Annotated in this window: 21 protein-coding genes and 1 riboswitch; of the genes, 13 read left to right on the forward strand and 8 right to left on the reverse strand. The window is 69.1% G+C overall.

Annotated elements, in window-relative coordinates; translation table 11 throughout:
- Positions 1–18: 18 nt before the first annotated feature.
- From OG322_RS32800 to OG322_RS32835, 8 genes are all read left to right on the forward strand, one after another.
- Complete coding sequence (locus tag OG322_RS32800) at positions 19–942, forward strand: DUF881 domain-containing protein (RefSeq protein WP_123468187.1); 924 nt, start codon at positions 19–21, stop codon at positions 940–942.
- Positions 939–1271, forward strand: a complete 333-nt coding sequence (locus OG322_RS32805) for a small basic family protein (RefSeq protein WP_003970459.1) — start codon at positions 939–941, stop codon at positions 1269–1271. Before OG322_RS32800 ends, OG322_RS32805 begins: the two co-directional genes overlap by 4 nt.
- 5 nt (positions 1272–1276) lie before the next feature.
- On the forward strand, positions 1277–2068 hold the full coding sequence (locus OG322_RS32810) for a DUF881 domain-containing protein (protein ID WP_123468185.1): 792 nt from the start codon (positions 1277–1279) through the stop codon (positions 2066–2068).
- A gap of 190 nt (positions 2069–2258) precedes the next feature.
- Positions 2259–3038 carry an FHA domain-containing protein gene (locus OG322_RS32815; RefSeq protein WP_123468183.1) on the forward strand — a complete coding sequence of 260 codons (780 nt, stop codon included), beginning with the start codon at positions 2259–2261 and terminating at the stop codon, positions 3036–3038.
- A gap of 17 nt (positions 3039–3055) precedes the next feature.
- Positions 3056–3799, forward strand: coding sequence for a transcriptional regulator FtsR (gene ftsR, locus OG322_RS32820; RefSeq protein WP_329307341.1), 744 nt, complete (start codon positions 3056–3058; stop codon positions 3797–3799).
- A gap of 53 nt (positions 3800–3852) precedes the next feature.
- Positions 3853–4326 carry a bifunctional nuclease family protein gene (locus OG322_RS32825; RefSeq protein WP_006123076.1) on the forward strand — a complete coding sequence of 158 codons (474 nt, stop codon included), beginning with the start codon at positions 3853–3855 and terminating at the stop codon, positions 4324–4326.
- 169 nt (positions 4327–4495) lie between these two features.
- Positions 4496–5113, forward strand: coding sequence for a MerR family transcriptional regulator (locus tag OG322_RS32830; RefSeq protein WP_123468179.1), 618 nt, complete (start codon positions 4496–4498; stop codon positions 5111–5113).
- Positions 5114–5206: 93 nt separating this feature from the next.
- Positions 5207–6673 (forward strand): DNA polymerase IV, encoded by a 1467-nt coding sequence (locus OG322_RS32835; RefSeq protein WP_329307342.1) that lies wholly within the window; start codon positions 5207–5209, stop codon positions 6671–6673.
- Here OG322_RS32835 and OG322_RS32840 read toward each other — a convergent pair.
- The gene (locus OG322_RS32840; protein ID WP_123468175.1) at positions 6598–6966 is read right to left on the reverse strand and encodes a PRC-barrel domain-containing protein; all 369 of its coding nucleotides are present in this window, start codon (positions 6964–6966) and stop codon (positions 6598–6600) included. The genes OG322_RS32835 and OG322_RS32840 overlap by 76 nt on opposite strands.
- A 114-nt stretch (positions 6967–7080) precedes the next feature.
- Positions 7081–7177: riboswitch (glycine riboswitch) on the forward strand.
- A 194-nt stretch (positions 7178–7371) separates the two neighbouring features.
- Here OG322_RS32840 and gcvP point away from each other — a divergent pair.
- On the forward strand, positions 7372–10257 hold the full coding sequence (gene gcvP / locus OG322_RS32845; RefSeq protein ID WP_123468173.1) for an aminomethyl-transferring glycine dehydrogenase: 2886 nt from the start codon (positions 7372–7374) through the stop codon (positions 10255–10257).
- Positions 10258–10354: 97 nt separating this feature from the next.
- Here the strand turns inward: gcvP and OG322_RS32850 are convergent, their stop codons facing one another.
- A complete protein-coding gene (locus OG322_RS32850; RefSeq protein ID WP_123468171.1) occupies positions 10355–10561 on the reverse strand; it encodes a DUF5999 family protein in 207 nt (68 codons plus the stop codon).
- A 316-nt stretch (positions 10562–10877) separates the two neighbouring features.
- Entirely contained in the window at positions 10878–11471 is a 594-nt protein-coding gene (locus OG322_RS32855; protein WP_329307343.1) for a hypothetical protein, read from the reverse strand.
- 481 nt (positions 11472–11952) lie between these two features.
- On the opposite strand from OG322_RS32855, the gene OG322_RS32860 reads away from it, so the two are divergent.
- Positions 11953–13458: a glutamate-cysteine ligase family protein gene (locus tag OG322_RS32860; protein ID WP_123468167.1), complete on the forward strand. Its 1506-nt coding sequence runs from the start codon at positions 11953–11955 to the stop codon at positions 13456–13458.
- 177 nt (positions 13459–13635) lie between these two features.
- Here the strand turns inward: OG322_RS32860 and OG322_RS32865 are convergent, their stop codons facing one another.
- A complete protein-coding gene (locus OG322_RS32865) occupies positions 13636–15423 on the reverse strand; it encodes a substrate-binding and VWA domain-containing protein (RefSeq protein ID WP_123468165.1) in 1788 nt (595 codons plus the stop codon).
- A gap of 184 nt (positions 15424–15607) precedes the next feature.
- Here OG322_RS32865 and OG322_RS32870 point away from each other — a divergent pair, with 184 nt between their 5' ends.
- Entirely contained in the window at positions 15608–16387 is a 780-nt protein-coding gene (locus tag OG322_RS32870) for a CPBP family intramembrane glutamic endopeptidase (RefSeq protein ID WP_123468163.1), read from the forward strand.
- A gap of 79 nt (positions 16388–16466) precedes the next feature.
- On the opposite strand, the gene OG322_RS32875 is transcribed toward OG322_RS32870, so the two are convergent.
- The gene (locus OG322_RS32875) at positions 16467–17288 is read right to left on the reverse strand and encodes a PhzF family phenazine biosynthesis protein (RefSeq protein WP_123468161.1); all 822 of its coding nucleotides are present in this window, start codon (positions 17286–17288) and stop codon (positions 16467–16469) included.
- A 246-nt stretch (positions 17289–17534) separates the two neighbouring features.
- Here OG322_RS32875 and OG322_RS32880 point away from each other — a divergent pair, with 246 nt between their 5' ends.
- Together OG322_RS32880 and OG322_RS32885 are read left to right on the forward strand one after the other, a co-directional pair.
- Positions 17535–18182 carry an ankyrin repeat domain-containing protein gene (locus OG322_RS32880; RefSeq protein WP_123468159.1) on the forward strand — a complete coding sequence of 216 codons (648 nt, stop codon included), beginning with the start codon at positions 17535–17537 and terminating at the stop codon, positions 18180–18182.
- A 145-nt stretch (positions 18183–18327) separates the two neighbouring features.
- Complete coding sequence (locus OG322_RS32885) at positions 18328–19863, forward strand: ISL3 family transposase (protein WP_329307344.1); 1536 nt, start codon at positions 18328–18330, stop codon at positions 19861–19863.
- A 167-nt stretch (positions 19864–20030) separates the two neighbouring features.
- Here the strand turns inward: OG322_RS32885 and OG322_RS32890 are convergent, their stop codons facing one another.
- From OG322_RS32890 to OG322_RS32900, 3 genes are all read right to left on the reverse strand, one after another.
- Complete coding sequence (locus tag OG322_RS32890) at positions 20031–20420, reverse strand: VOC family protein (protein WP_123468157.1); 390 nt, start codon at positions 20418–20420, stop codon at positions 20031–20033.
- A gap of 439 nt (positions 20421–20859) precedes the next feature.
- Positions 20860–21339 carry a VOC family protein gene (locus OG322_RS32895; RefSeq protein WP_329307345.1) on the reverse strand — a complete coding sequence of 160 codons (480 nt, stop codon included), beginning with the start codon at positions 21337–21339 and terminating at the stop codon, positions 20860–20862.
- A gap of 150 nt (positions 21340–21489) precedes the next feature.
- On the reverse strand, positions 21490–22512 hold the full coding sequence (locus tag OG322_RS32900) for an ImmA/IrrE family metallo-endopeptidase (RefSeq protein WP_329307791.1): 1023 nt from the start codon (positions 22510–22512) through the stop codon (positions 21490–21492).
- Positions 22513–22521: the final 9 nt, after the last annotated feature.

Here is a 22521-nt window from a genome sequence, read left to right on the forward strand (position 1 = left end):
CGTGCGACGATGTGCGGCATGTCGCAGCAGCCCCCCGATCGGAGTACGGCCTCGCCGCCCGCGCGCCCCGACGCGTCCATGTCGCTGCTGACCAATGTGATGGACCACAGCCTGGACGACGGATACGCCGAGGCATCGGCTCGTCGCAAGGCCGACGGCCGTGCGGGCATGCCCCGGACCCTCAAGGCGAAGCTGGGATTCGCGGCATGCCTGGTGCTGGCCGCGCTCGTTGTCACGCTGGGAGCCGCGCAGGCGCGGGTGTCGGCACCGGTCCTCGCCAAGGAACGCGAGGAGCTGATCGACCGCATCGACGCGGAGACCGCTGCGGCCGACACTCTTGAGGCACAGGTCGAAAAGGTCCGCGACGATGTCGGCAGGCGTCAGCGCAAGGCGCTGGAGAAGCACGGCGGGGACCAGACGGAACTGGTGGCTCTGCTCTCCGGCGCGACGCCCGTGTACGGTCCCGGCGTGAAGCTGGTCGTCGATGATGCGAAGGACACCGACCAGGGCGGCGGCGGGCCGCGCGAGACCAGCGGCTTCTCCGACACCGGACGGGTCCGGGACCGGGACTTGCAACGGGTCGTGAACGGTCTGTGGCAGTCCGGTGCCGAAGCGATCGCCATCAACGGGCAGCGTCTGACCGCCCTGTCGGCGATCCGCGCCGCGGGCGACGCCATACTGGTCGACAACAAGCCGCTCGTGCCGCCGTACTCGGTGCTCGCGGTGGGGGACGGGAAAGAGCTCAGCGCCGCCTTCCGCGACAGTGCCGACGGCCAGTATCTGCAAGCGCTGAAGGACACCTTCGACATCAGGACCAGCATCTCCGTCCAGGAGAAGGTGAATCTTCCGGCCGCCCCGAGCCTGATCGTACGCACAGCAGAGCCATACAAGGCCGCAGACACCGGCAGTGGTGCGGCAGACACAGGGAAGGGCACATCGTGATCGCCGTACTGGGCCTCGTCGTGGGAGTCGTGGTCGGACTGTTGGTCCGGCCCGAAGTGCCGGCGGTGGTCGAGCCCTATCTCCCGATCGCCGTCGTGGCCGCCCTCGATGCCGTCTTCGGTGGCCTGCGGGCCATGCTCGACGGCATCTTCGTCGACAAGGTGTTCGTGGTCTCGTTCCTCTCGAACGTGGTCGTGGCCGCCCTGATCGTCTTCCTGGGTGACAAGCTGGGCGTCGGCGCCCAGCTCTCCACCGGTGTGGTGGTCGTCCTCGGCATCCGGATCTTCTCCAACGCCGCCGCCATCCGTCGGCACGTCTTCCGGGCCTGAGGCCGATGAGCAACGACGAAGAATTCACCGGCGACCGGGAACAGCCCGGTGAGCGGCCAGTGGACGCTCCCAAGGAGCTCAACGGACGCCGGCGGCTGATCGCCGCACTCTGGCCGCCACGGGTCACCCGCGCCCAACTCATCGTCGCGGTGCTGCTGTTCGTCCTCGGCCTGGGGCTCGCCATTCAGGTGAGGTCCAACAGTGACAACAGCGCTCTGCGCGGCGCGCGCCAGGAGGACCTGGTCCGCATCCTCGACGAGGTGGACGACCGTTCACAGCGGCTGGAGGACGAGAAGCAGCGCCTGGAGGACCAGCGCACGGAGCTGGAGAACAGTTCCGACCAGGCGGAGGAGGCCCGCAAGCAGACGGTCGAGAAGGAGCGTCAACTCGGCATCCTCGCGGGCACCGTGGCGGCGCACGGCCCCGGGATCACCCTCACGATCAGCGACCCGGGTGACGCGGTGGAGGCGGACAAGCTGCTCGACGCGCTCCAGGAGCTTCGGGCAGCCGGCGCGGAGGCGATCGAGGTCAATGGCGTGCGAGTCGTGGCCAATACATACTTCTCCGGCGAAGGCGGTGCCATCAAGGTTGACGGGCGGAAAATCTCGGCTCCGTACGTCTTCAAGGTCATCGGCAAGCCGCAGGATCTGGAACCGGCGCTGAACATCCCGGGCGGCGTGGTGCAGACACTGGAGAAGGAGCAGGCCACCGTGCATGTGTCGCAGGCCGACGACATTGTCGTGGACGCCTTGCGACCGGCCGAGCGGCCTGACTACGCTCGGTCGTCGACCCAGTGAACCCGGGACGCGTGGGCGTCGGGGGACACAGGCAGAAGGTTGCGGGGGGTCGCCGCATCGTAATCGTGGTGCGTGGTGGAAACTGTCGAGTGGATACGGACGTTGTGAAGATGTCCGGGTCGGCAGGTGTGTTCATTCAGGGTTCGTCCTGCCCCACGGGCGGGTCTGTTTCGGTCAAGGGGAATCGCCCGTGAAGTTGTTTGGGAAGTTGTTCGGCAAGAGCGCACGCGATGAGGCTGCCCGCCATCGCGCGCCGCGCCATGGTCAAGCCGACGAGCAGGGCTCCGAGCGCCCGCTCTTCCGCGATCAGGTGACAGGTTCGGGGGGTGACAATTCGGGCGCGTCGTCTGTTGACCCTGCCGGTCCCGGCCGCATAGGTTTCGGAGAACCGTCAACCTCTAGTGCGGGTGGAGGGTTCGCCCCGAGGCAGGAGGGTTCGTCCATGCCGGTCTGTACGAGGTGCGGGCACCGCAATGCCGAAGCCAGTCGGTTCTGCTCCAACTGCGGCGCGCCGCTGAGGGGCGGGGTTCCCGAGCGGGCCTCGGAGACGACGTCGACCATCTCCATCTCGGGCCTTGAGGCCTACGAGGCGGAGGCGACCGGTCAGACGTCCGCGCCGTCGCTCTCGCCCGAGGCCCAGGCCGCTGTGGACGCCCTGCCGCTCGGCTCGGCGCTCCTGGTGGTGCGGCGCGGTCCGAATTCGGGCAGCCGCTTCCTGCTGGACGGCGAGCTGACCACGGCCGGCCGCCACCCGCAGAGCGATATCTTCCTCGACGACGTGACGGTCTCGCGCCGCCACGTGGAGTTCCGCCGGAGTCCCGACGGCAGCTTCACGGTCGGGGACGTGGGCAGCCTCAACGGCACGTACGTCAATCGTGAGCGCATCGACTCCGTCGCGCTGTCCAACGGCGACGAAGTGCAGATCGGCAAGTACCGGCTGGTCTTCTACGCAAGCCAGCGGGCCATCTGACCCGTCAGGGAAGGTCCATGCTGAGAACACCGACGGGCGGTGCCGGAAACGGCACCGCCACCGCCGACGACCGCCCGATGAGCATCGGCACGGTGCTCCTGCAACTGCGGGACCAGTTTCCCGAAGTCACCATCTCCAAGATCCGCTTCCTGGAGGCGGAGGGCCTCGTGGAACCGCAGCGGACGCCCTCCGGCTACCGGAAGTTCCGCCCCGCCGACGTCGAGCGGCTCGCTCAGGTGCTGCGGATGCAGCGGGACCACTATCTTCCGCTGAAGGTCATCCGCGAGCACTTGGACGCCGTCGCCCGGGGCGAGCAGGTGGCCCTGCCGGCTCCGGAAGGCGAGCGCCAACTCACCGACGGCAGCTGGACCGGCGGGCCGGGCCGGGCCACGGCCGCCCGTATCGGCCGGGCCGAGCTTCTCGCTGCCGCGGAGGTCAGCGAGAGCGACCTCGACGCGTGGGAGTCCTACGGCCTGGTCGTTCCGACGGCCGACGGCGGGTACGACGCCGAGACGGTCACCGTCGCCAGGCTTGTGGCGGATCTGGGCCGATTCGGTCTGGAACCGCGGCATCTGCGTGCCATGCGAGCGGCCGCGGACCGGGAGGCCGGACTGATCGAACAGGTCGTCGCACCACTGCGCCGGCACCGGAATCCGCAGACCAGAGCCCATGCCGAGGCTACTGCGAAGGAGCTCGCGGAGCTCTCTGTACGGCTGCACTCGGCCCTCGTGCAGACCGCGCTCCAGATCAGGCTCCACTGATCCCTGTGGGCCCCGACTACCCAAACCTGCCGAGCACGTCCTAGGGTTGCTGTGTGAACGAGCTCGACGTTGTGGGTGTCCGGGTGGAAATGCCCTCCAACCAACCGATCGTGCTCCTGCGTGAAGTGGGAGGCGACCGGTACCTCCCCATTTGGATCGGTCCTGGTGAGGCGACCGCGATCGCCTTCGCTCAGCAGGGCATGGCTCCGGCCAGGCCGCTGACCCATGACCTCTTCAAGGATGTGCTCGAGGCCGTGGGCCAGGAGCTCACCGAGGTCCGGATCACGGACCTCCGAGAAGGGGTCTTCTACGCGGAGCTGGTCTTCGCGAGCGGAGTCGAGGTGAGTGCGCGGCCGTCCGACGCCATAGCACTCGCCCTGCGCACCGGAACGCCGATCTACGGCAGTGACGGCGTGCTCGACGACGCGGGAATCGCGATTCCCGACGAGCAGGAGGACGAGGTGGAGAAGTTCCGCGAATTCCTCGATCAGATCTCGCCGGAGGACTTCGGCACGAACAGCCAGTGACGTCCCGAGGGGGCTCGCCGTCAGCGCATCCGACAAGCCTTTCCCCGCCGAGGGGCACGGGAAACCACCCTCAGGGTGATTATCACTCGGCGTGCCGAGTGTGGCGATCGTTGACGCACCCCGGGTGACTGCCTACCTTCGAGTGGGCAGGTCAAGGACGGAGGTCGGCGTGAGAAGCAGCGGCGACGGTGCGGCAGTGGGTGGGTCGTATCCGCAGCAGGGGAGTACAGCCGACCAGACCATCAGGCAGCCGGCTGTGCCGGCTGCGGTGGCGGGGGACGGCGTGGCATCGGCCAAGGGCATCGGCTATCGCGGGCCGACGGCGTGCGCGGCGGCGGGGATCACCTATCGGCAGCTCGACTACTGGGCTCGCACGGGCCTCGTCGAGCCGAGCGTCCGCCCGGCCTATGGATCGGGCACACAACGGCTCTACAGCTTCCGGGACGTCGTCCTGCTGAAGATCGTGAAGCGCTTCCTCGACACCGGGGTGGCCCTCCAGAACATCCGCACCACGGTCCAGCACCTCCGGGACCGCGGTTTCCAGGACCTGGAACGCATGACGCTGATGAGCGACGGAGCGACCGTCTACGAGTGCTCCTCGCCCGCCGAGGTCGTGGAGCTGCTCCAAGGGGGCCAGGGCGTCTTCGGAATCGCCGTGGGGGTGGTCTGGCGGGACGTCGACGCCGCGCTGTCGCAGCTGCACGGGGAGCGGGTGGACACCGGCGAGACGCTGGTCGGGAACAACCCCGCCGACGAGCTCGCCCGACGGCGCAACCGGGCCGGCTGAGCGGGTGCGAGGCCGGCCGGGCCCGGGGTTCCCCGGGCCCGAGGGCGGTTGCCGCCCGGCGATTGTCAGTGCCGTAGGGCAGCATCGGTTGATGTGAGAGCCGCGCCGACCATCCTGCATCTGGACATGGATGCCTTCTACGCCTCTGCGGAGCAGGCGGCGAAGCCGAGTCTGCGTGGCAAGCCGGTCGTGGTGGGCGGGCTGGGGCCCCGCGGGGTCGTCGCCACCGCCTCGTACGAGGCCCGGCGTTTCGGGGTCCACTCGGCGATGCCGATGGCGCAGGCCCGACGGCTGGCGCCGAACGCCGCCTACCTGGTGCCGCGCTTCTCCCTGTACCGGTCCGTGAGCGACCAGGTCATGGAGCTGCTGGGCCGGCTGTCGCCGCTGGTGGAGCCACTGAGCCTGGACGAGGCCTTCGTCGACCTGGAGGCAGGCGGCACCGCGGACGACACGGCCTCCGCGCTGGCGATCGGTGAGCAGCTGCGCGAGGCGATCGAGGCGGTCACCGGACTCAGCGGCTCCGTCGGCCTCGCGGGCTCCAAGATGCTGGCCAAGATCGCCTCGGAGGAGGCGAAGCCCGACGGGATCCTGCTGATAGCACCGGGCACCGAGCGGGATCTGCTCGCACCCATGCCGGTCCGCACGCTGCCCGGCGTCGGGCCGGCCACCGCGGACCATCTGCGCCGCGCCGGGATGACCACGGTGAACGACCTGGCCGAGGCGGGCGAGGCGGAGCTCGTACGGCTGCTGGGCAAGGCGCACGGCGGCTCACTGCACCGGATGGCGTCCGGCCGGGACGACCGGCCGGTCGTCGCCGAGCGCGACGCGAAATCGGTCTCGGTCGAGGACACCTTCGACACGGACCTGCACGACCGTGTCCGGGTCAGGAGCGAGGTGGAGCGGCTCGCCGACCGGTGCGTCCAGCGGCTGCGGGCGGCGGAGCGCTCGGGCAGGACCGTGGTGCTGAAGGTGCGGCGGTACGACTTCTCGACCCTGACCCGCTCCGAGACGCTGCGCGGGCCCACCGACGACCCCACGGTGGTCCGGGAGGCCGCGGCGCGACTCCTGGAGTCCGTGGACACCACCGGGGGAGTGCGGCTGCTGGGCGTGGGCGTCACCGGGCTCGCGGACTACACCCAGGAGGACCTGTTCGCGCAGGCGGCCGACGAGCGCACCGCGGCCGGGCTCGCCGCCGCCGGGCTGGCCGACCGTGCGGAGGCCGGAGCGGACGCCGGTACGGACGACGGTCGGCCGGAGCCGGGCCCGGAGAGCGCCGAGCAGCTCGCCGCCCGGCGCTGGCCGGCCGGACACGACGTACGGCACGACACCCATGGCCACGGCTGGGTGCAGGGCAGCGGCGTCGGCCGGGTGACAGTGCGCTTCGAGGAGCCGGAATCGGCGCCCGGCCGGGTGCGTACGTTCCGTATCGACGATCCGGCACTCCGGCCGGCCGATCCGCTGCCGCTCGTGCGGGACCCGGTCGACTACTCGTCCTGGCCGGCCAGCCTGCCGAAGTCCCGGTCCGGGCCGGTCTCCTCGGGCGGGGAGTCCAGACCGTAGTGCCGGTAGAGCTGGAGCTCCTGTTCCGGCGAGAGATGCCGGCCGACCCCGAAGTCGGGCGCGTCCTTGATCAGCGCACGGTCGAAGGGGATGCGCAGCGTGTCCTCGACGAATTCGCTGGGTTCCAGCGGGACGAAGGCGTCCCGGCTGAACAGTCCGGTGCGTACGGCCGCCCACTCCGGCACGCCGGTCGCGTCGTCGAGGTACACCTCGTCCACGGTTCCGATCTTGGTACCCTCGCGGTCGAATGCCTTGCGGCCGATCAGGCTGCGCGGATCGATATCGGTCTGCACGGTCCCTCCCACTGGTCGCGGCTACCCCACAGGAACCACAGAAGTGCAGATCCGTGGGGTTGGCCACTCGAGAATTCAGCCGGGAACCCCGCTGGTAGGCTGGGAGACGGCTGCTTACCCCGTGCGGGAGAGTCCTCCGGAGCGAATCCGGAGGCGCCGAAGGAGCAAATCCTCCCCGGAATCTCTCAGGCCCCCGTACCGCACGGACGAGGTCACTCTGGAAAGCAGGGCGGGTTCCGCACGGCCGTGTGCCGAGGTGGATCCCTCCCTCACCGACGGTGAAAGCCGGTGCGCGCAGTGGGCACCGGTGAAGCTCTCAGGTTGAGATGACAGAGGGGGAGGCCGTTCGGGCACCCCGCGCCGTGGTGCCCCTCGTAGGTCGTGACAGACCAGGAGGCCTCCACCATGACCCCCCGTCGCACTTCGCTCTCCCAGCTGGAACAGGGAATCCCGTTCGAGCAGCGTCATATCGGTCCTGACGCCGCGGCGCAGGCGAAGATGCTCGCCCAGGTCGGTTACGGCTCGCTCGACGAGCTCACCGCGGCCGCGGTGCCCGATGTCATCCGGAGCGCCGAGGCGCTCCAGCTGCCGACGGCCCGTACCGAGGCCGAGGTGCTGGCCGAGCTGCGTGCGCTCGCCGACCGCAACCAGGTGCTGGCCCCGATGATCGGGCTCGGCTACTACGGCACGTTCACCCCGCCGGTGATCCTGCGCAACGTGATGGAGAACCCCGCCTGGTACACGGCCTACACGCCGTACCAGCCGGAGATCTCCCAGGGCCGCCTCGAAGCCCTCCTGAACTTCCAGACGATGGTCGCCGACCTGACCGGGCTGCCCACCTCCGGTGCCTCGCTGCTCGACGAGGGCACCGCCGCCGCTGAGGCGATGGCGCTGGCACGGCGCGTCGGCAAGGTCAAGAACGGCGTCTTCCTGGTCGACGAGGACGCCCTCCCGCAGACCGTCGCCGTGATCCGGACCCGCGCCGAACCGACCGGTGTCGAGGTCGTCGTCGCCGACCTCACCGACGGCATCCCGGCCCAGATCGCCGAGCGCGGCGTCTTCGGTGTGCTGCTGCAGTACCCGGGCGCCTCCGGAGCCGTGCGCGACCTCAGGCCCGTCATCGAGCAGGCCCACGAGCTCGGCGCGATCGTCACCGTGGCCGCCGACCTGCTGGCGCTCACCCTGCTCACCTCGCCCGGCGAGCTGGGCGCGGACATCGCGGTGGGCACCACACAGCGCTTCGGTGTGCCGATGGGCTTCGGCGGACCGCACGCCGGCTTCATGGCCGTGCGCGAGAAGTTCGCCCGCAGCCTGCCGGGCCGCCTGGTCGGCGTGTCCGTGGACGCGGACGGCAACAAGGCCTACCGGCTGGCCCTCCAGACCCGCGAGCAGCACATCCGCCGCGAGAAGGCCACCAGCAACATCTGCACCGCTCAGGTGCTGCTCGCCGTGATGGCCGGCATGTACGCCGTCTACCACGGTCCGGACGGGCTGCGGACGATCGCGCGGCGCACCCACCGCTACGCCGCGATCCTCGCCGAGGGCCTGCGCGCCGCCGGCGCCGACGTCGTGACCGGCTCCCACTTCGACACGCTCACCGTCCGGGTCCCCGGCCGGGCCGCGGAGGTCGTCGCCGACGCCCGCGAGCGCGGCGTGAACCTGCGGCTCGTCGACGCCGACCTCGTCTCGCTCGCCTGCGACGAGACCACCACCCGTACGGAGATCGCGTCCGTGTGGGGGGCCTTCGGCGTGAGCGGTGACATCGAGGCACTGGACGCCACGACCGCCGACGCGCTGCCCGAGCAGCTGCTGCGGACGGACGCCGTACTGACCCACCCGGTCTTCCACCAGCACCGTTCCGAGACCGCGATGCTGCGCTACCTGCGCCGGCTCGCCGACCGCGACTACGCGCTGGACCGCGGCATGATCCCGCTCGGCTCCTGCACCATGAAGCTGAACGCGACCGCCGAGATGGAGTCGATCACCTGGCCCGAGTTCGGCGCGCTGCACCCCTTCGCACCGGCCGAGCAGGCCCAGGGCTTCCTGACGCTCATCCGCGAGCTGGAGGAGCGTCTCGCCGAGGTCACCGGCTACGACGCGGTCTCCATCCAGCCGAACGCCGGCTCGCAGGGCGAGTTCGCGGGGCTGCTGGCCGTCCGGGCGTACCACCGTGCCAACGGCGACGAGGGGCGGACCGTCTGCCTGATCCCGTCCTCCGCGCACGGCACCAACGCAGCCAGTGCCGTGATGGCCGGTATGAAGGTCGTCGTGGTGAAGACCGCCGACGACGGTGAGGTCGACATCCAGGACCTCCGCGCCAAGATCGAGCAGTACCGCGACGAGCTCGCCGTGCTCATGATCACCTACCCGTCGACGCACGGTGTCTTCGAGGAGCACGTCGCCGACATCTGCGCCGAGGTGCACGACGCGGGCGGTCAGGTGTACGTCGACGGCGCCAACCTCAACGCGCTGGTCGGTCTCGCCAAGCCGGGCCACTTCGGCGGCGACGTCTCGCACCTGAACCTGCACAAGACCTTCTGCATCCCGCACGGCGGCGGCGGCCCCGGCGTCGGCCCGGTCGGTGTGCGCGCGCACCTGGCGCCGTACCTCCCGAACCACCCGCTGCAGCCCGCCGCCGGTCCGGAGACCGGGGTCGGCCCGATCTCGGCGGCTCCGTGGGGCTCGGCAGGCATCCTGCCGATCTCCTGGGCGTACGTACGCCTGATGGGCGGGGAAGGCCTGAAGCGTGCGACGCAGGTCGCCGTACTCGCAGCCAACTACGTCGCCAAGCGGCTGGAGCCGCACTACCCGATCCTGTACAACGGCCCTGCCGGACTGGTCGCGCACGAGTGCATCGTGGATCTGCGGCCGATCTCCAGGGCGACCGGCGTCAGCATCGACGACGTGGCCAAGCGGCTCATCGACTACGGCTTCCACTCGCCGACCATGTCGTTCCCGGTCGCGGGCACGCTGATGATCGAACCGACCGAGAGCGAGGACCTCGCGGAGCTGGACCGCTTCTGCGACACGATGATCGCCATTCGGGGCGAGATCGAGAAGGTGGCCTCCGGCGAGTGGGGCGCGGACGACAACCCGCTGGGCAACGCCCCGCACACGGCTGCCGCGCTGGGCGGCGACTGGGCACACGGCTACAGCCGTGAGGTGGCGGTCTTCCCGGCCGGAGTCACCGCCGCAGACAAGTACTGGCCGCCGGTGCGCCGGATCGACGGTGCGTTCGGTGACCGCAACCTCGTCTGCTCCTGCCCGCCGCTGGACGAGTACGACAACTGACGACACCGACGACATGGTCGTCGTCGTGTGAGGCGGAACTGCGTCGGGGCCGGTTCGGAGATCTCTCCGGGCCGGCCCCCGTTCGTACCTGCCGCGGTCAGGCGGCGTTCATCACCCGGCCCGTTCCCAGCGGCCGGTGCGGCGCGATGATCTGGCCGTCCGGGAGCAGCTCACCGGTGTCCTCGAAGAGCAGGACGCCGTTGCACAGCAGGCTCCAGCCCTGTTCCGGATGGTGCGCCACCAGGCGGGCGGCTTCCCTGTCGGCTGAGTCGGCTGTGGGGCAGGGTGGCTGGTGCTGACACATGGCTGGGTTCTTTCGCTGCGTTGAGTTGAGTGTCCTGCGGCTTGAAGAGGTGTTCATGGCCGCCCCCCGTATCGATCGGTCCGGTCCCAGTGTTGCCCCACGGGCGTCAATCCGCAGGGATTTCGCGGCAGCGCTTCATCTCCTCTCATGACGCATCACCCAGCCGGACGGTTCAACGCAACTGCCCTGTCAATTCGGGTGGTTCGGGGTGGCCGGATGGGGCTAGTCCGGATGGGGCGCGAATGCGCCCCCGCAGTGCTGTGCCCCGCCACCGGAATCGGCGGCGGGGCACAGTGAAGTGGGGGGCGGCCGGGGCTCAGGCGGGGGAGCCGAGCAGGGGGCCGGGGCCGGGCGTGATGCGGGTGGTGATCACGGGAAGCAGATCGGCGACCCGGTGCGGACGGTGTGCCGCGATGCCCGGTGGGGCGGGAGCCAGCGGTACCAGCAGATCGGCCGGGGCGGGGGACCCGCCGGACGCGTCGGCCTCGGTGTCCTCGTGCAGCCACAGTGCCAGCATGTAGAGCTCGGGGATGGACAGCAGCCTCGGCTGGTAGTGCGTGCTTGCCGCCTCCGCCTGGCGCAGGGCGAGTTCGGTCGAGGCGATGTAGGGGCCCTCGAAGAAGTGCGAGAAGGTCCAGCCGTCAGGGGTGAGCATGGTGTCCGCCGCGGCGACCGCCCGGTCCGCTCCGCGGATCTGGAAGCGCCAGGCGGCGAGCCGGGTGGTGGGCGTGAGCCCGCCCGGTCCGATGCGGTCCAGCAGATGGACGGGGAGCGGGTGCTCGGGGCTCAGCGGTCCCTGGGCAGACCGCAGGGCAGGGGTGCGGGCCTCGCGGACCGCGGTGGGTGAACCGAGCGCCGCGAGTACGCTTCTCAGCGCGGGCGCGGGAGCCGGGGGAACATGCAGCGGCATAGTGGGTCGCCTCTCACTTCGGAGACACGGTGGAGCGTGGGCGGGTGCAGACGGCGCTGTCGGCGTGTGGGGCCAGAGGAGGCCGGTGACTGAGCCGGTGCGTCAACTCTCTGCCTCGTCCGCGGAGTTTATACGACAGGTGTTCACGCGGTGATTCCACTAGCCGCCACGACTATTGCCGGCAAGACGGTATCCGGACTTTATTATGCGGAGATTATGCTGATTCGGTGCGAGCGGCGCAGCCGTCGCCTCGGGTTTTTCCTGTGACGCGGTAGGCCGAAACGTGTCGGTGCATTCCTCGCGTGCCGAAGGTGGAAACTGTGCACTGCTTCATGCCGAGTGAATGTGCCCGGGGCTGCGGTCATCAGATTAGCGGGTGCGCACCGTCCGCGGGGCGTTATGGATCACCTCGTCTGGGCATTATCGATCGTGACGCGAGCGGCCTGGGCCGCGGGCTGCCCACTCGAGGAGGGACACTTCGATGGGGGAGAAGGTCGTGGCGGGCGCCTTTGACCTGTCCGATCGGCAGAGGTACCGGCGGAAGCTCCACCAGTGCCTGGAGGGGCTGGTGAGGCTCCTGGCGGAGCGGAGATTCGACCGGCCGCGCAACCTCATGGGCATGGAGATCGAGCTGAATCTGGCGGGCTCCGACGGCATGCCGAAGATGTTGAATGGACAGGTGCTGGAGCGCATCGCGAGCCGGGATTTCCAGACAGAACTCGGGATGTTCAATCTGGAAGTGAACATTGTTCCCCATCATCTGGAAGGACGCGTTCTCGATCAGCTGGCCGAAGAGCTGCGGACCGGCCTCGGATATGCCGACCGGAAGGCCGGCGAGGTCGATGCCGGGATCATGATGATCGGAATACTGCCCACGGTCGGCAGCGCGGACATGGTCCCCGCGAACCTCTCCGACGTGGACCGCTACGCGCTGCTGAACGACCAAATGGTGGCGGCGCGCGGCGAGGATTTCTCCCTTGATATCGAAGGTGTGGAGCGTTTGGTCTGCACCTCCGGGTCGATCACGCCGGAGGCGGCCTGCACCTCGGTCCAGCTGCATCTGCAGGTGACCCCGGAACGGTTCGCGGATGTGTGGAACGCCGCCCAGGCCGTTGCCGCGGTCCAGGTGGCCCTGGGAGCCAATTCGCCCTTCCTGTTCGGCCGCGAGCTGTGGCGGGAGTCGCGTCCGCCGCTCTTCCAGCAGGCCACGGACACCAGGCCGCCCGAACTGCAGAACCAAGGGGTGCGTCCCAGAACCTGGTTCGGGGAGCGGTGGATCGGTTCGGCGTACGAACTCTTCGAGGAGAACGTGCGCTACTTCCCCCCGCTCCTGCCCATCTGCGACGAGGAGGACCCACTGCGGGTCCTCGACGAGGGCGGGGTGCCCCGGCTCCAGGAACTCGTCCTGCACAACGGCACGGTCTACCGCTGGAACCGGCCGGTGTACGGGTTGTCGGACGGCGTCCCCCACCTCCGGGTGGAGAACCGGGTGCTGCCCGCAGGGCCGACCGTCGCCGACGTGATCGCCAACGCCGCGCTCTACTACGGGCTCGTGCGGGCCCTTGCCGAGGAGTCTCGTCCGGTGTGGACCAGAATGCCGTTCGCCGCCGCGGCCGAGAACTTCGACACCGCCTGCCGCCGGGGCATCGACGCCGAACTGCTCTGGCCCCGGCCCGGCCGCTCCGGCGGGCTGACCAGGGTTCCGGCCGTCAAACTCGTACGGGACGAACTACTGCCGCTGGCCGCCGCCGGGCTCGACGCGTGGAACATCGAGCCCGCCGACCGCGACCGCTACCTCGGGATCATCGAGGAGCGCTGCAAGCGGCGGACGAACGGGGCGTCCTGGCAGGCGGACGCCTATCACCGGGCGCGGGACGCCGGACTGGGGCGGGACGCGGCGCTCGCCGCCATGACCCGCCGGTACGGCGAACTGATGCAGGGAGGCGAGCCCGTGCACAGCTGGCCGGTGGGAGTCCCCGGAACGTGAGCGTCGGCGGGGCCGGGCCCGGTCCGGGATGCCCCCGCCGGCCGCACACGCTCCCACAGGAAGCACAGGCTCACTCATGGCGCGCCCGCTCCGGCGCGCGGCGCGGGCGACAGGGGCTTTCGTTCGGATCAGGCCGGATCGGGGCACGCGAGCCCGGCCTGATCCGGACGAGAGGCCCTACTCCTGGGCGGCGCGGCCGCTCTGTCCGGCGGTCATGACGGCCTGCAGGATCACCGCTTGGATCTCGGCCGGGTCGTTGACCTGGTAGCCGCCGCCACCGGTCACCTTGGCTATCTCGTTCACCTCTTCGCGGTCGGCGTCGGGGCCGACCGCGATGGCGAGCAGCGGAACCGGGCGCTCCGGGTCGGCGATCCGCCTGAGTTCGGCGATCAGGGCGCTGCGCGAGATGGAACGGTCGTCCTCGTTCGAGCCGTCGGTGAGGATCACCACGGCGTTGAACTTGCCCTTCACATAGGTGCGCTGCGCCTCCTTGTAGGCGGCCAGTGCGGTGTCGTACAGACCGGTCGCACCGTCCGGCACGGGCTGCAGGGCCGAGAACGCGGCGGCGAGCTTCTCGCGGTGGGTACCGCCGCCCTTCGCCCGCTCCCCGAGCCGGCTGGTCGCCATCAGCCGCCGGTAGTCCTTGTCGCCGTCGAGCCTGGTGGCGAACTCCCAGAGGCCGATCTCGTCGTTCGGGGTGAACTGGTTGAGAGCCTCGATCAGGGACGCCTTGGTGACGTCCATCCGGGACTGGTTGCGGCCCGGCACGATCGTGGCCATCGAACCCGAGGCATCGACGACCGTGGTGAGCCGCGCGCTCTGCACGGTGATCGTCCACATGCCGAGCGTTTTCTGAAGCGTGTCGTCGGACGGTGCGGTGGCGGGTGAGGTGGCGTACGGCTGAGGCGACTTGCCGCCCGCCGACGCGACGAGCCGCTCGCCCGCCGTGCCGTCGGTGGTCCGGAAGCCGTGCTCCTCCAGCGTGTGCTGGGCGCTCTCCTCGGACAGCAGCGTCATGAACCGCAGCGCCGCCCGGCTCTCGCCGGTACTCAGCTTGTCCTCGTTGACCAGGGTGAACGGGTAGTCGAGCAGCGGGGTGCCGTCCGTGGGGTAGAAGAGGTCCAGCTTTCCGGCCCCGGTCGACTCGGCGTTGTGGGCGAACGCGGCCTGTTCGGAGAGCAGCACCGCCTGGTTGCGGGCAGGACCGTCCTCCTCGGAGCCCGAGCCGTCCCCGGCCAGTGTCCCGAGCACCTGGCCGTCGCCGTCGGACATCCGCTGGGCGAGGAGTTTGGCGGTGGCGGCGACCCTGGTGTCGCTGTCCCCGCCCTGCTTGTCGGAGGACGCGCCGATGCTGGTGAGCGCCAGCAGGCCGGTGGCGCTGCGCGCCGGGTCGGCCGAGCCGAGCCGCACTTTGCCGGCTTCCGTCGCCGAGGCCATCAACTCGGCCCAGGTGTACTTCTTCTTCGGCCAGCCGAGGGTCTTGGCGGCGGAGGGCACCATGGCCAGGGTCACGGGTGAGGAGGCCACCGAGTCGCCCGGTGTGAGCGGCACGGCGTCGCCGGTCCCCTTCGCGCGGCTCAGCCAGAGATCGGAATCCGGCAGCCACATCTGGTAGTCCGGCGTGCGGGTGCCGTCGGCGAGCGCATCGGCGACCTTGTACGAGTCACGGGCCACCACCTCCACGTCGACGCAGCGGCCGTCGGATCTCAGATCGTCCTTGCGCGTCTTGTCGGCGATGGCACGCACGGCGGGAGCGATGTCGGGGGAGGCCACCATGGACAGATGCACCGCGGAGTCCTCGCAGGACTTCGAGAGCGACAGCAAGCCGCCCTGGGCCGCTACCGCGGTTCCCGCCGCCACGGCGAGAACGAGCGTGGTGGCGATGGCTACGGTGCGACGGCGGCTCGATGGACGGTCCCCGCTTCCGTCCGTCGTGTCGTCGTCGGGCAAGCTGTGACGTCCCATGTCGGTGGTGCCCCTCCTTGAGGATGAACAAGGAAAAGGGGGACCACACCATCGGCAATGGTGCTCGTCCCCCGGCCTGTCGCGCATGATCTTCGTACCTGTATTCGAGACCCTAGCGGGGCGGGGAGTGGTACGGGACGTGAATGCACAACTCAGGGCAGGTGTACAGGTGGAGGCGGGGCGCGTGGCTGATTCTTATCCTCAGGAGGCCGTGTCACGACGGATCTTGCGGTCCGAGACGGTGTTGGTGCTGGCTCTCTCGCTGGGGGCCAGCGGGGTGTCTGCCCTGATCAGTTTTGTCGGATCACTGACGAAACCGGGGGGTTTGAAGGAACAGGCGGCGACGCTCAACAGCTCGTACGCGCCGGGGCGTCCCTGGCTGGATCTCGCCTGGCAACTCTTCGGCATCGCGACGGCGCTCGTGCCCGTCGCCCTGGTGGCCCATCTCCTGATCCGGGAGGGTACGGGCCTGCGGGCGATCGGTTTCGACCGGACCAGGCCGGGACCGGACCTGGGGCGCGGCGCGCTGGTGGCGGCGGGCATCGGCAGCGCCGGGCTGGCCTTCTACCTGGTGGTCCGGGCCGTCGGATTCAACCTCACGGTCGTTCCCGAGTCGCTGCCGGACGTGTGGTGGAAGTTCCCGGTCCTGATCCTGTCGGCGATCCAGAACTCCGTGGTGGAGGAAGTGATCGTCGTCGGTTATCTGCTGCGTCGGCTGGGGCAGTTGGGGTGGACCCCGATGGCTGCCCTGGTGGCCAGTTCGGTGCTGCGCGGTTCGTACCACCTGTACCAGGGGATCGGTGGATTCATCGGGAACATGGTGATGGGGGTCGTCTTCGTACTGCTGTACCGCCGCTGGCAGCGGGTGGGGCCGCTGGTCGCGGCCCATGCCCTGCTCGACATCGGGGCGTTCGTCGGATACGCGCTGCTCGCCGGGAAGGTGGGCTGGCTGCCCACCCCGTGAGAGGCCGCGGGGCCGGGATGCCGGGAAGGGGTGTGCGGGGTGATCCGCACACCCCCTCCCGGCGTTCGTGCCCGCCTCCTCACAGAGCGACGAGCAGTTCCCCGTCCAGGACCGTCACCGCGCGCCCGGTCAGCAGGGTCCGGTCGCCCCGCAGTGAGGTGCGGACCAGCCCGGACCGGGCGGACGCCTGCAGGCCGGTCAGATCGTCCCGGCCGAGCCGGGCCGACCAGAACGGCGCCAGGGCCGTGTGTGCGCTCCCCGTCACGGGGTCCTCGTCGATGCCCACGGCGGGGAAGAAGCCGCGGGAGACGAAGTCGTAGCCGCAGCCGGGACCGGTGGCCGCGGCCGTGGCGATGACGCCGCGCCGCGAATGGGCGGTCAGCGCCGCGAAATCCGGGGCCAGCCCTCGTACGGCCGCCTCGTCGGCCAGTTCCACGAGCAGATCGCCGGTGTGCGGGCCCGTGTCGTGCACGGACACGGGCTCCGCGCCCAGCGCGGCGGCCAGCCCCTGCGGCGTGGCCTCGGGGGTCAGCGGCGCGGTGGGGAAGTCGAGGGTGACCGAGCCGTCCGGCTGCGCGGTCGAGGTGAGGATGCCGCACCGCGCGGCGAACCGCACCGTGCCGCTCGCGGTCGCGGTGGTGTGCAGGACGTGGGCGGTGGCGAGGGTGGCGTGGCCGCACATGTCGACCTCGGTGGCCGGGGTGAACCAGCGCAGCGCCCAGTCGGCGGCGCCGCCCGGCGGCAGCGGGTGCGCGAACGCGGTTTCCGACAGGTTCAGCTCCGCCGCGATCTGCTGGAGCCGGCTGTCGTCGGGGAAGCCGTCCGGGCCGAACAGCAGGACGCCTGCGGGATTGCCGGTGAAGGGGCGGTCGGTGAACGCATCGACGATTCGAATCCTCATGCCCCGACCGTAGGCGCGCCGCGAAGCCGCAGACCAAGGCCAATTCAGGATCGGTGGACCGCACATGTGTCCTGTGCCATCGAACCTGGATCGTTTGCCAGTGAAGTTGGACGATCGGCGGTTCGTGACAGCGAAGTTGGACCGGACCGGAATCCGCTGTTCGGGGCTCCGCCTCGATGGCGGGTGGATCGGACTGTTGGGCGACCTCGGTGTTCGCCCGGCCTGGAGGCCCGGAATGATCGGGGTATGGACATCGCGGATCAACTGGTGAGGTCGGCGGGCGACGGCGACGTGATCGGGGTATCCCGGCTGCTGGGGCAGGGTGCCGTGGTGGATGCGCCGAACGGTGACGGGCGTACGGCGCTGGACCGGGCGGTAGAACAGGGGTATGCCGATGTCGTCCGCCGACTTGTCGGAGCGGGGGCCGATCTGGAGCAGCAGGCGGGTGAGTACCAGGAGTCGACACCGCTGTGCCTGGCTGCGAGCCAGGGGCACACGACGATTGTCGGGGTTCTTCTCGATGCCGGTGCCCGTACCGGAGCCCAAGGCCGGCTGGGCTACGTACCACTGGTGCTGGCAGCCACGACCGGCGACGAGGGGTACCCGGAAACGGTAGACCTGCTGCTGGACCGCGGGGCGGACATCAACGCGGTGATGAAGCACAAGACCGCCCTTGACTGGGCGGTCTGGTTCGGGCAGGAAGAGATGGTGCACCGCCTGCTCGGCCGCGGTGCCGTCCCCTCGGCCGAGACCCTGGCCGCCGCGCGTGAACATCTCGGATGTCATCCGGAGCGTCGGCGGAAGACCGAGCGCATCGCCGTCGCCCTCCTTGCTGTGGATGTCGCGCCCGCCACGGACCAGGAGCCCGAGACGGAAGCCGGGAATCTGGCATAGCGATCGTTCAGCATCGCAACGGCGCTCTTCAGGAGGCTTCAGCCCGGTCCAGGGACTATAAAACGTTCGGCTCTGACGAGATTTTCGTAGCCGTTGATCGTCTTCTCAGTTCCGGCCTTGGTGGGTGGCCTGTTGGGGCAGGCTGGTGGCGTGTGATGTCGAGTTGACGGCCCTGCTTCCTCACCTGGCTTCGGTGCTGGTCGAGGGGGTAGAGACAGGCGACGGCCTGGTCAGGATCACGGTGCGGACCGCCGCAGGGGTCTCGGTGGTCTGCCCGGGCTGCGGGCAGGAATCGATGTGGGAGCACAGCCGGTACGTGCGGCATGTCGCCGACGAGGCGATCGGCGGGAGACCGGTGGTGATCGATGTGTCGGTGCGCCGCTTGTACTGCGAGAACCCGGACTGCTCCAAGACCACGTTCGTCGAACAAGTCCCCGGGTTGACGGTGCGCTACCAGCGGCGTACCCCGGCCCTGCAGAAAGTGATCGCGGCGGTCGCGACGGCCCTGGCCGGGAGAGCCGGGGCCCGACTGCTGCTCCATCTGCACCAGACCTTGTCGTGGGCGAGCATGCTGACCTGCTTGTTACGCATCCCCCTGCCCGCAGTGGCGGTGCCCACGGTGCTCGGTGTGGACGACTTCGCACTGCGGCGCGGCCACCGCTACGCCACGATCCTGATCGACGCCGAAACCCGCGAGCGCGTCGAGGTCCTGCCCGACCGCAAGGCCGAGACCCTGACGGCCTGGCTGCGTGGCCGTCCCGGTATCGAGGCGGTCTGCCGGGACGGCGCGGCCGGCTACGCGCAGGCCGTCACCGACGCACTGCCCGAGGTGCCGCAGGTCGCCGACCGCTGGCACCTGTGGCACAACCTCGGCGAGGCCGTCCTCAAGGAGGTCCACGCGCACGCCGGCTGCTGGGCGAAATACGGGCCGCCCTCCCAGGCCCGCGTCCGCGAGGAGACCACCCGCGAGCGCTGGCATCAGGTCCACACCCTGCTCGACCAGGGCGTCGGCCTGCTGGAATGCGCCCGCCGCCTGCAACTGGCGCTGAACACCGTCAAGCGCTATGCCCGCGTCCCCGAGCCCGAGCAGCTGAAGAAGGCCCCGCAGTACCGGCCCACCCTGGTCGACCCCTACCGCGACCACCTGCGACGGCGTCGCGAGGAGGATCCTGCCGTGAGTGTCAGGCAGCTCCTGAAGGAGATCAAGGACCTCGGCTACCGAGGCAGCTCGAACCTCCTCTACCGCTACATCAACCAAGGCCGTGTCGAGTCCGACCGCCCCGCCGTCTCGCCCCGCCGCTTCAAGAGCCTGCTCTGCACCGCCCCCGATCAGCTGAAGGACAAAGACCGCGAGCTCCTCACGGCCCTGACCGGGTCCTGCCCCGAGATGACCGCCCTGACCGGACACATCCGCACCTTCGCGGACCTCCTCAAACCCGCCGCGGACAACGGCCGTCGCCTCCACGAGTGGATCTCCCGTGTCCGCGAGGACGACCTCCCCCACCTGCACGCCTTCACCCGCGGCTTGGAACGCGACCACGACGCCGTCGCCAACGGGCTCACACTCCCGTTCCGCAACGGCGGGGCCGAAGGCGTCAACACCAAGACGAAACTGATCAAGCGCCAGATGTACGGCCGGGCCGGCTTCCGTCTCCTCCGCCACCGCATCCTGCTCAACTGATGCATCCTGGCGAGCGATCAACGGCTACGAAAATCTTGTCAGAGCCGCTCGTTTGACAGACCCGACGTGCTCGCAAAGCTGCAGGCAGAAGGCGTATCGCCACCGTCGGTCAAACTCTGGTGACGGCGGGGGAGTCGACGGCCTTCCGGCTCAGATGGGCAGGCCGGTCAGATGAGGTAGTCCGCGCGCCCCTCGTCATCGAGTTCGAAGGGGCCTTCGGGGATGATGCAGAACTCATTGCCCTCGGGATCCGCCATCACCAGGAACCCGCCGGCGTCGTACTCCTCCAGCCGGCGCCCGCCGAGCGCCTCGACACGCTGCTGCTCTGCGGACGGGTTGGGTGAGGTGACATCGAAGTGCATACGGTTCTTCACAGACTTGGGCTTGTCGCTTCGCTGGAAGCCCAGGCCCAGGCCGTTCTCGCGCTGCAGCCATACATAGGGTCCCATGCGCCCCACGACTGGCCGGCCAAGCAACTCGGACCAGAACGCGGCAAGCCGTTCCGGGTCAGTGCTATCGACGATGAGGGCATTGATCTGCATAGGTGAGTCCGCCATCCCTTGATTCTCTCAGGGCTCACAGGGCCGCTCAGCGCCGGTCGCCACCCGAGCGGTGCGCGGCTGGCGAACCAATCTGATCGGTGACACAGAACAGCGGCGGTCAAACTCCGGTGAGACGAACCTGCCAGTGGTCAATCTTCAGTGAGACCATGTCCCGTCCCATTCGACCTTCTCGCCAGGCACGTCGGTGACCAGGGGATAGACAAATCACGGTGAACACGGCAGCTCACGAAATCCCAGGAGACGTTGTCGTCCAGGTTGACGCGTGTGCAGACGTCCCAGCCTTCGTTGTCGGCGGTTTCCGTTCGTGAGTGTCTGGGAGGGCGGGCACCTTCGATGGAGGTCCAGACGGCCCGGCAAGGGCGAGTCACCGACGGATCAACGAGCTTCGGCCTGGGAAGCCGCCGCAGGCGGCTTCCCAGGCCGTGGTGGGAGCTCAGCCCGACCTCGCAACTATTTCCGGAACGTTGGTGCTGTTCGGAGGATTGAATACGCAGAACTCGTTGCCCTCCGGGTCGGCAACGACGATCCAGCGAAAGCCGTGTTCACTGAGTTCTTCGGAGAGCTGCGCAGCGCCGAGTCGTTCGAGGCGACTGACCTCGGACGCTAAGTCCGCTGTGCCAAAGTCGAGGTCAAGGTGCATGCAGTTCTTGCCCTGTTTGAGTTCTGGCACGTGCTGTAGGAGAAGGGTTGGTGCAGGAGCGGGCGCGACCAGGCTCAGGTAGGGCGGTCCATGGAAGCCGCGCCGGTAGTCCAGTGGGGCGAGCGCGGCGAGCCAGAAGGCCGCTTGCGCTTCGGTGTCGACACAGTCCAGCGTCACAACGATCTGCATGGCGGAACGGTAGGCGGCCTGGTCCGCCCTGACGATCAATTTTCCGGCAGCACCCGAGGTGGCGCTGACGCTGTCCAGGCCCAAGCATCTACGAGTCCCATTGTCCCGTCCGGTTCCAGGTTGTCGATGCGGTGTGTCGTTGACCTGTGAATACGCAAGATGCAGCGAACGGCGTGACCTCGGAGGTCCGGGAAGACGTTGTCGCTCAGGGGGGTTGAGGGCGACTGTCCGGCTCTATGTTGCCGATTGGCTGCGAATTTCTCCTGCGGAGGGAGGAGCGAAGGCCAGCAGATCGAATCCGGGCATGTAGTTGTTCAGCTCCCACATCGGGAGGCAGAGGTGCTCGGCGACATCGTGCGGGGTGAGCCCTTGTGCCTGAAGGGCCTTGAACACATTCGGCAGTAGAGCGCTTGTCTCCGACGTGGCGTGATCGCGACGGCTGAGCGAAGTCTGTTTGACCTGGGCGAGAGCTCGGCGGAAGTTCCACTCTTGTGTCAGGCCCAGCCCATGCAGGCGATGGGCCAGCGCCGTGGCGGGGACACCCCAGAGGCCTTTGGCCGTTGCGATTCTCTCGGGGGTTGCGTTGCGGAGCATGTGGGCCAAGAGCCCCGTGCGGGGCATCAGAAAGGCAGCGGCGAACCTATCGGTCTCTGTCTCAAAGGCGCGCCAGTCGATCTGACCAGTTGAGGGGCGGAGAACAAGGTGTCCAAGCGCGCGTGCGGCATCGAGCCGGTTGTCTGCGTCGGGCTGCTGAGATGTGAGGAAGATGAATGGTGTGCCGCTGTGGACAGCTGAGAATGAGCCGACGTCCGTGAATTCCAGAGGCAGTGAGAAGACGCGGATCCCGTTGGCTTCGAGGAGCGGGACCAGGCCCTGGATGGGGGCGTCCGCGAGGTACCAATGCGTGCGAACAGCCTCTGCGGCCTCCTCAGGGCTGCCCCCTTGAAGGCGGGGGACATTCGGCTGGGGGAGATGGAATCGGCTCTCCAGCCAGGGGTTGAGCGACGCGGCCAGCGTTGCGGAACTGAGTGCGCCGTCGCGCTGGCGGGATGCGAGCTTGGACGGCCTGCGCAGGTTCGCCCAGCCCTGTTGAATGGGGGCGGGCGCTGGGGCAGAGAAGAACGATACGGGGAAGCCGAGCGCAGCAGATAGAGAGGAGATCGAGCCCCGGGAGGGTGGCTGACGCTCGTTCTCGTAGGCGTTGAGCGAGGTGCTCGTGATCTTGCTGAGGCTGGCTACTGAACTTGAATGTGTGATGTCGGCCTG

Origin of the sequence: Streptomyces sp. NBC_01260 (genome assembly GCF_036226405.1) — a bacterium.
Taxonomy (GTDB): domain Bacteria; phylum Actinomycetota; class Actinomycetes; order Streptomycetales; family Streptomycetaceae; genus Streptomyces; species Streptomyces laculatispora.

What these genes read in the sequence shown, in the direction of transcription:
- OG322_RS32890 (WP_123468157.1), bottom strand. Translation starts at nt 20,420, where the DNA reads ATGGCGGACTCACCTATGCAGATCAATGCCCTCATCGTCGATAGCACT.
- OG322_RS32855 (WP_329307343.1), bottom strand. Translation starts at nt 11,471, where the DNA reads ATGCCGCTGCATGTTCCCCCGGCTCCCGCGCCCGCGCTGAGAAGCGTA.
- OG322_RS32860 (WP_123468167.1), top strand. Translation starts at nt 11,953, where the DNA reads ATGGGGGAGAAGGTCGTGGCGGGCGCCTTTGACCTGTCCGATCGGCAG.
- OG322_RS32810 (WP_123468185.1), top strand. Translation starts at nt 1,277, where the DNA reads ATGAGCAACGACGAAGAATTCACCGGCGACCGGGAACAGCCCGGTGAG.
- OG322_RS32850 (WP_123468171.1), bottom strand. Translation starts at nt 10,561, where the DNA reads ATGTGTCAGCACCAGCCACCCTGCCCCACAGCCGACTCAGCCGACAGG.
- OG322_RS32800 (WP_123468187.1), top strand. Translation starts at nt 19, where the DNA reads ATGTCGCAGCAGCCCCCCGATCGGAGTACGGCCTCGCCGCCCGCGCGC.
- gcvP (WP_123468173.1), top strand. Translation starts at nt 7,372, where the DNA reads ATGACCCCCCGTCGCACTTCGCTCTCCCAGCTGGAACAGGGAATCCCG.
- OG322_RS32865 (WP_123468165.1), bottom strand. Translation starts at nt 15,423, where the DNA reads ATGGGACGTCACAGCTTGCCCGACGACGACACGACGGACGGAAGCGGG.
- ftsR (WP_329307341.1), top strand. Translation starts at nt 3,056, where the DNA reads ATGCTGAGAACACCGACGGGCGGTGCCGGAAACGGCACCGCCACCGCC.
- OG322_RS32880 (WP_123468159.1), top strand. Translation starts at nt 17,535, where the DNA reads ATGGACATCGCGGATCAACTGGTGAGGTCGGCGGGCGACGGCGACGTG.
- OG322_RS32875 (WP_123468161.1), bottom strand. Translation starts at nt 17,288, where the DNA reads ATGAGGATTCGAATCGTCGATGCGTTCACCGACCGCCCCTTCACCGGC.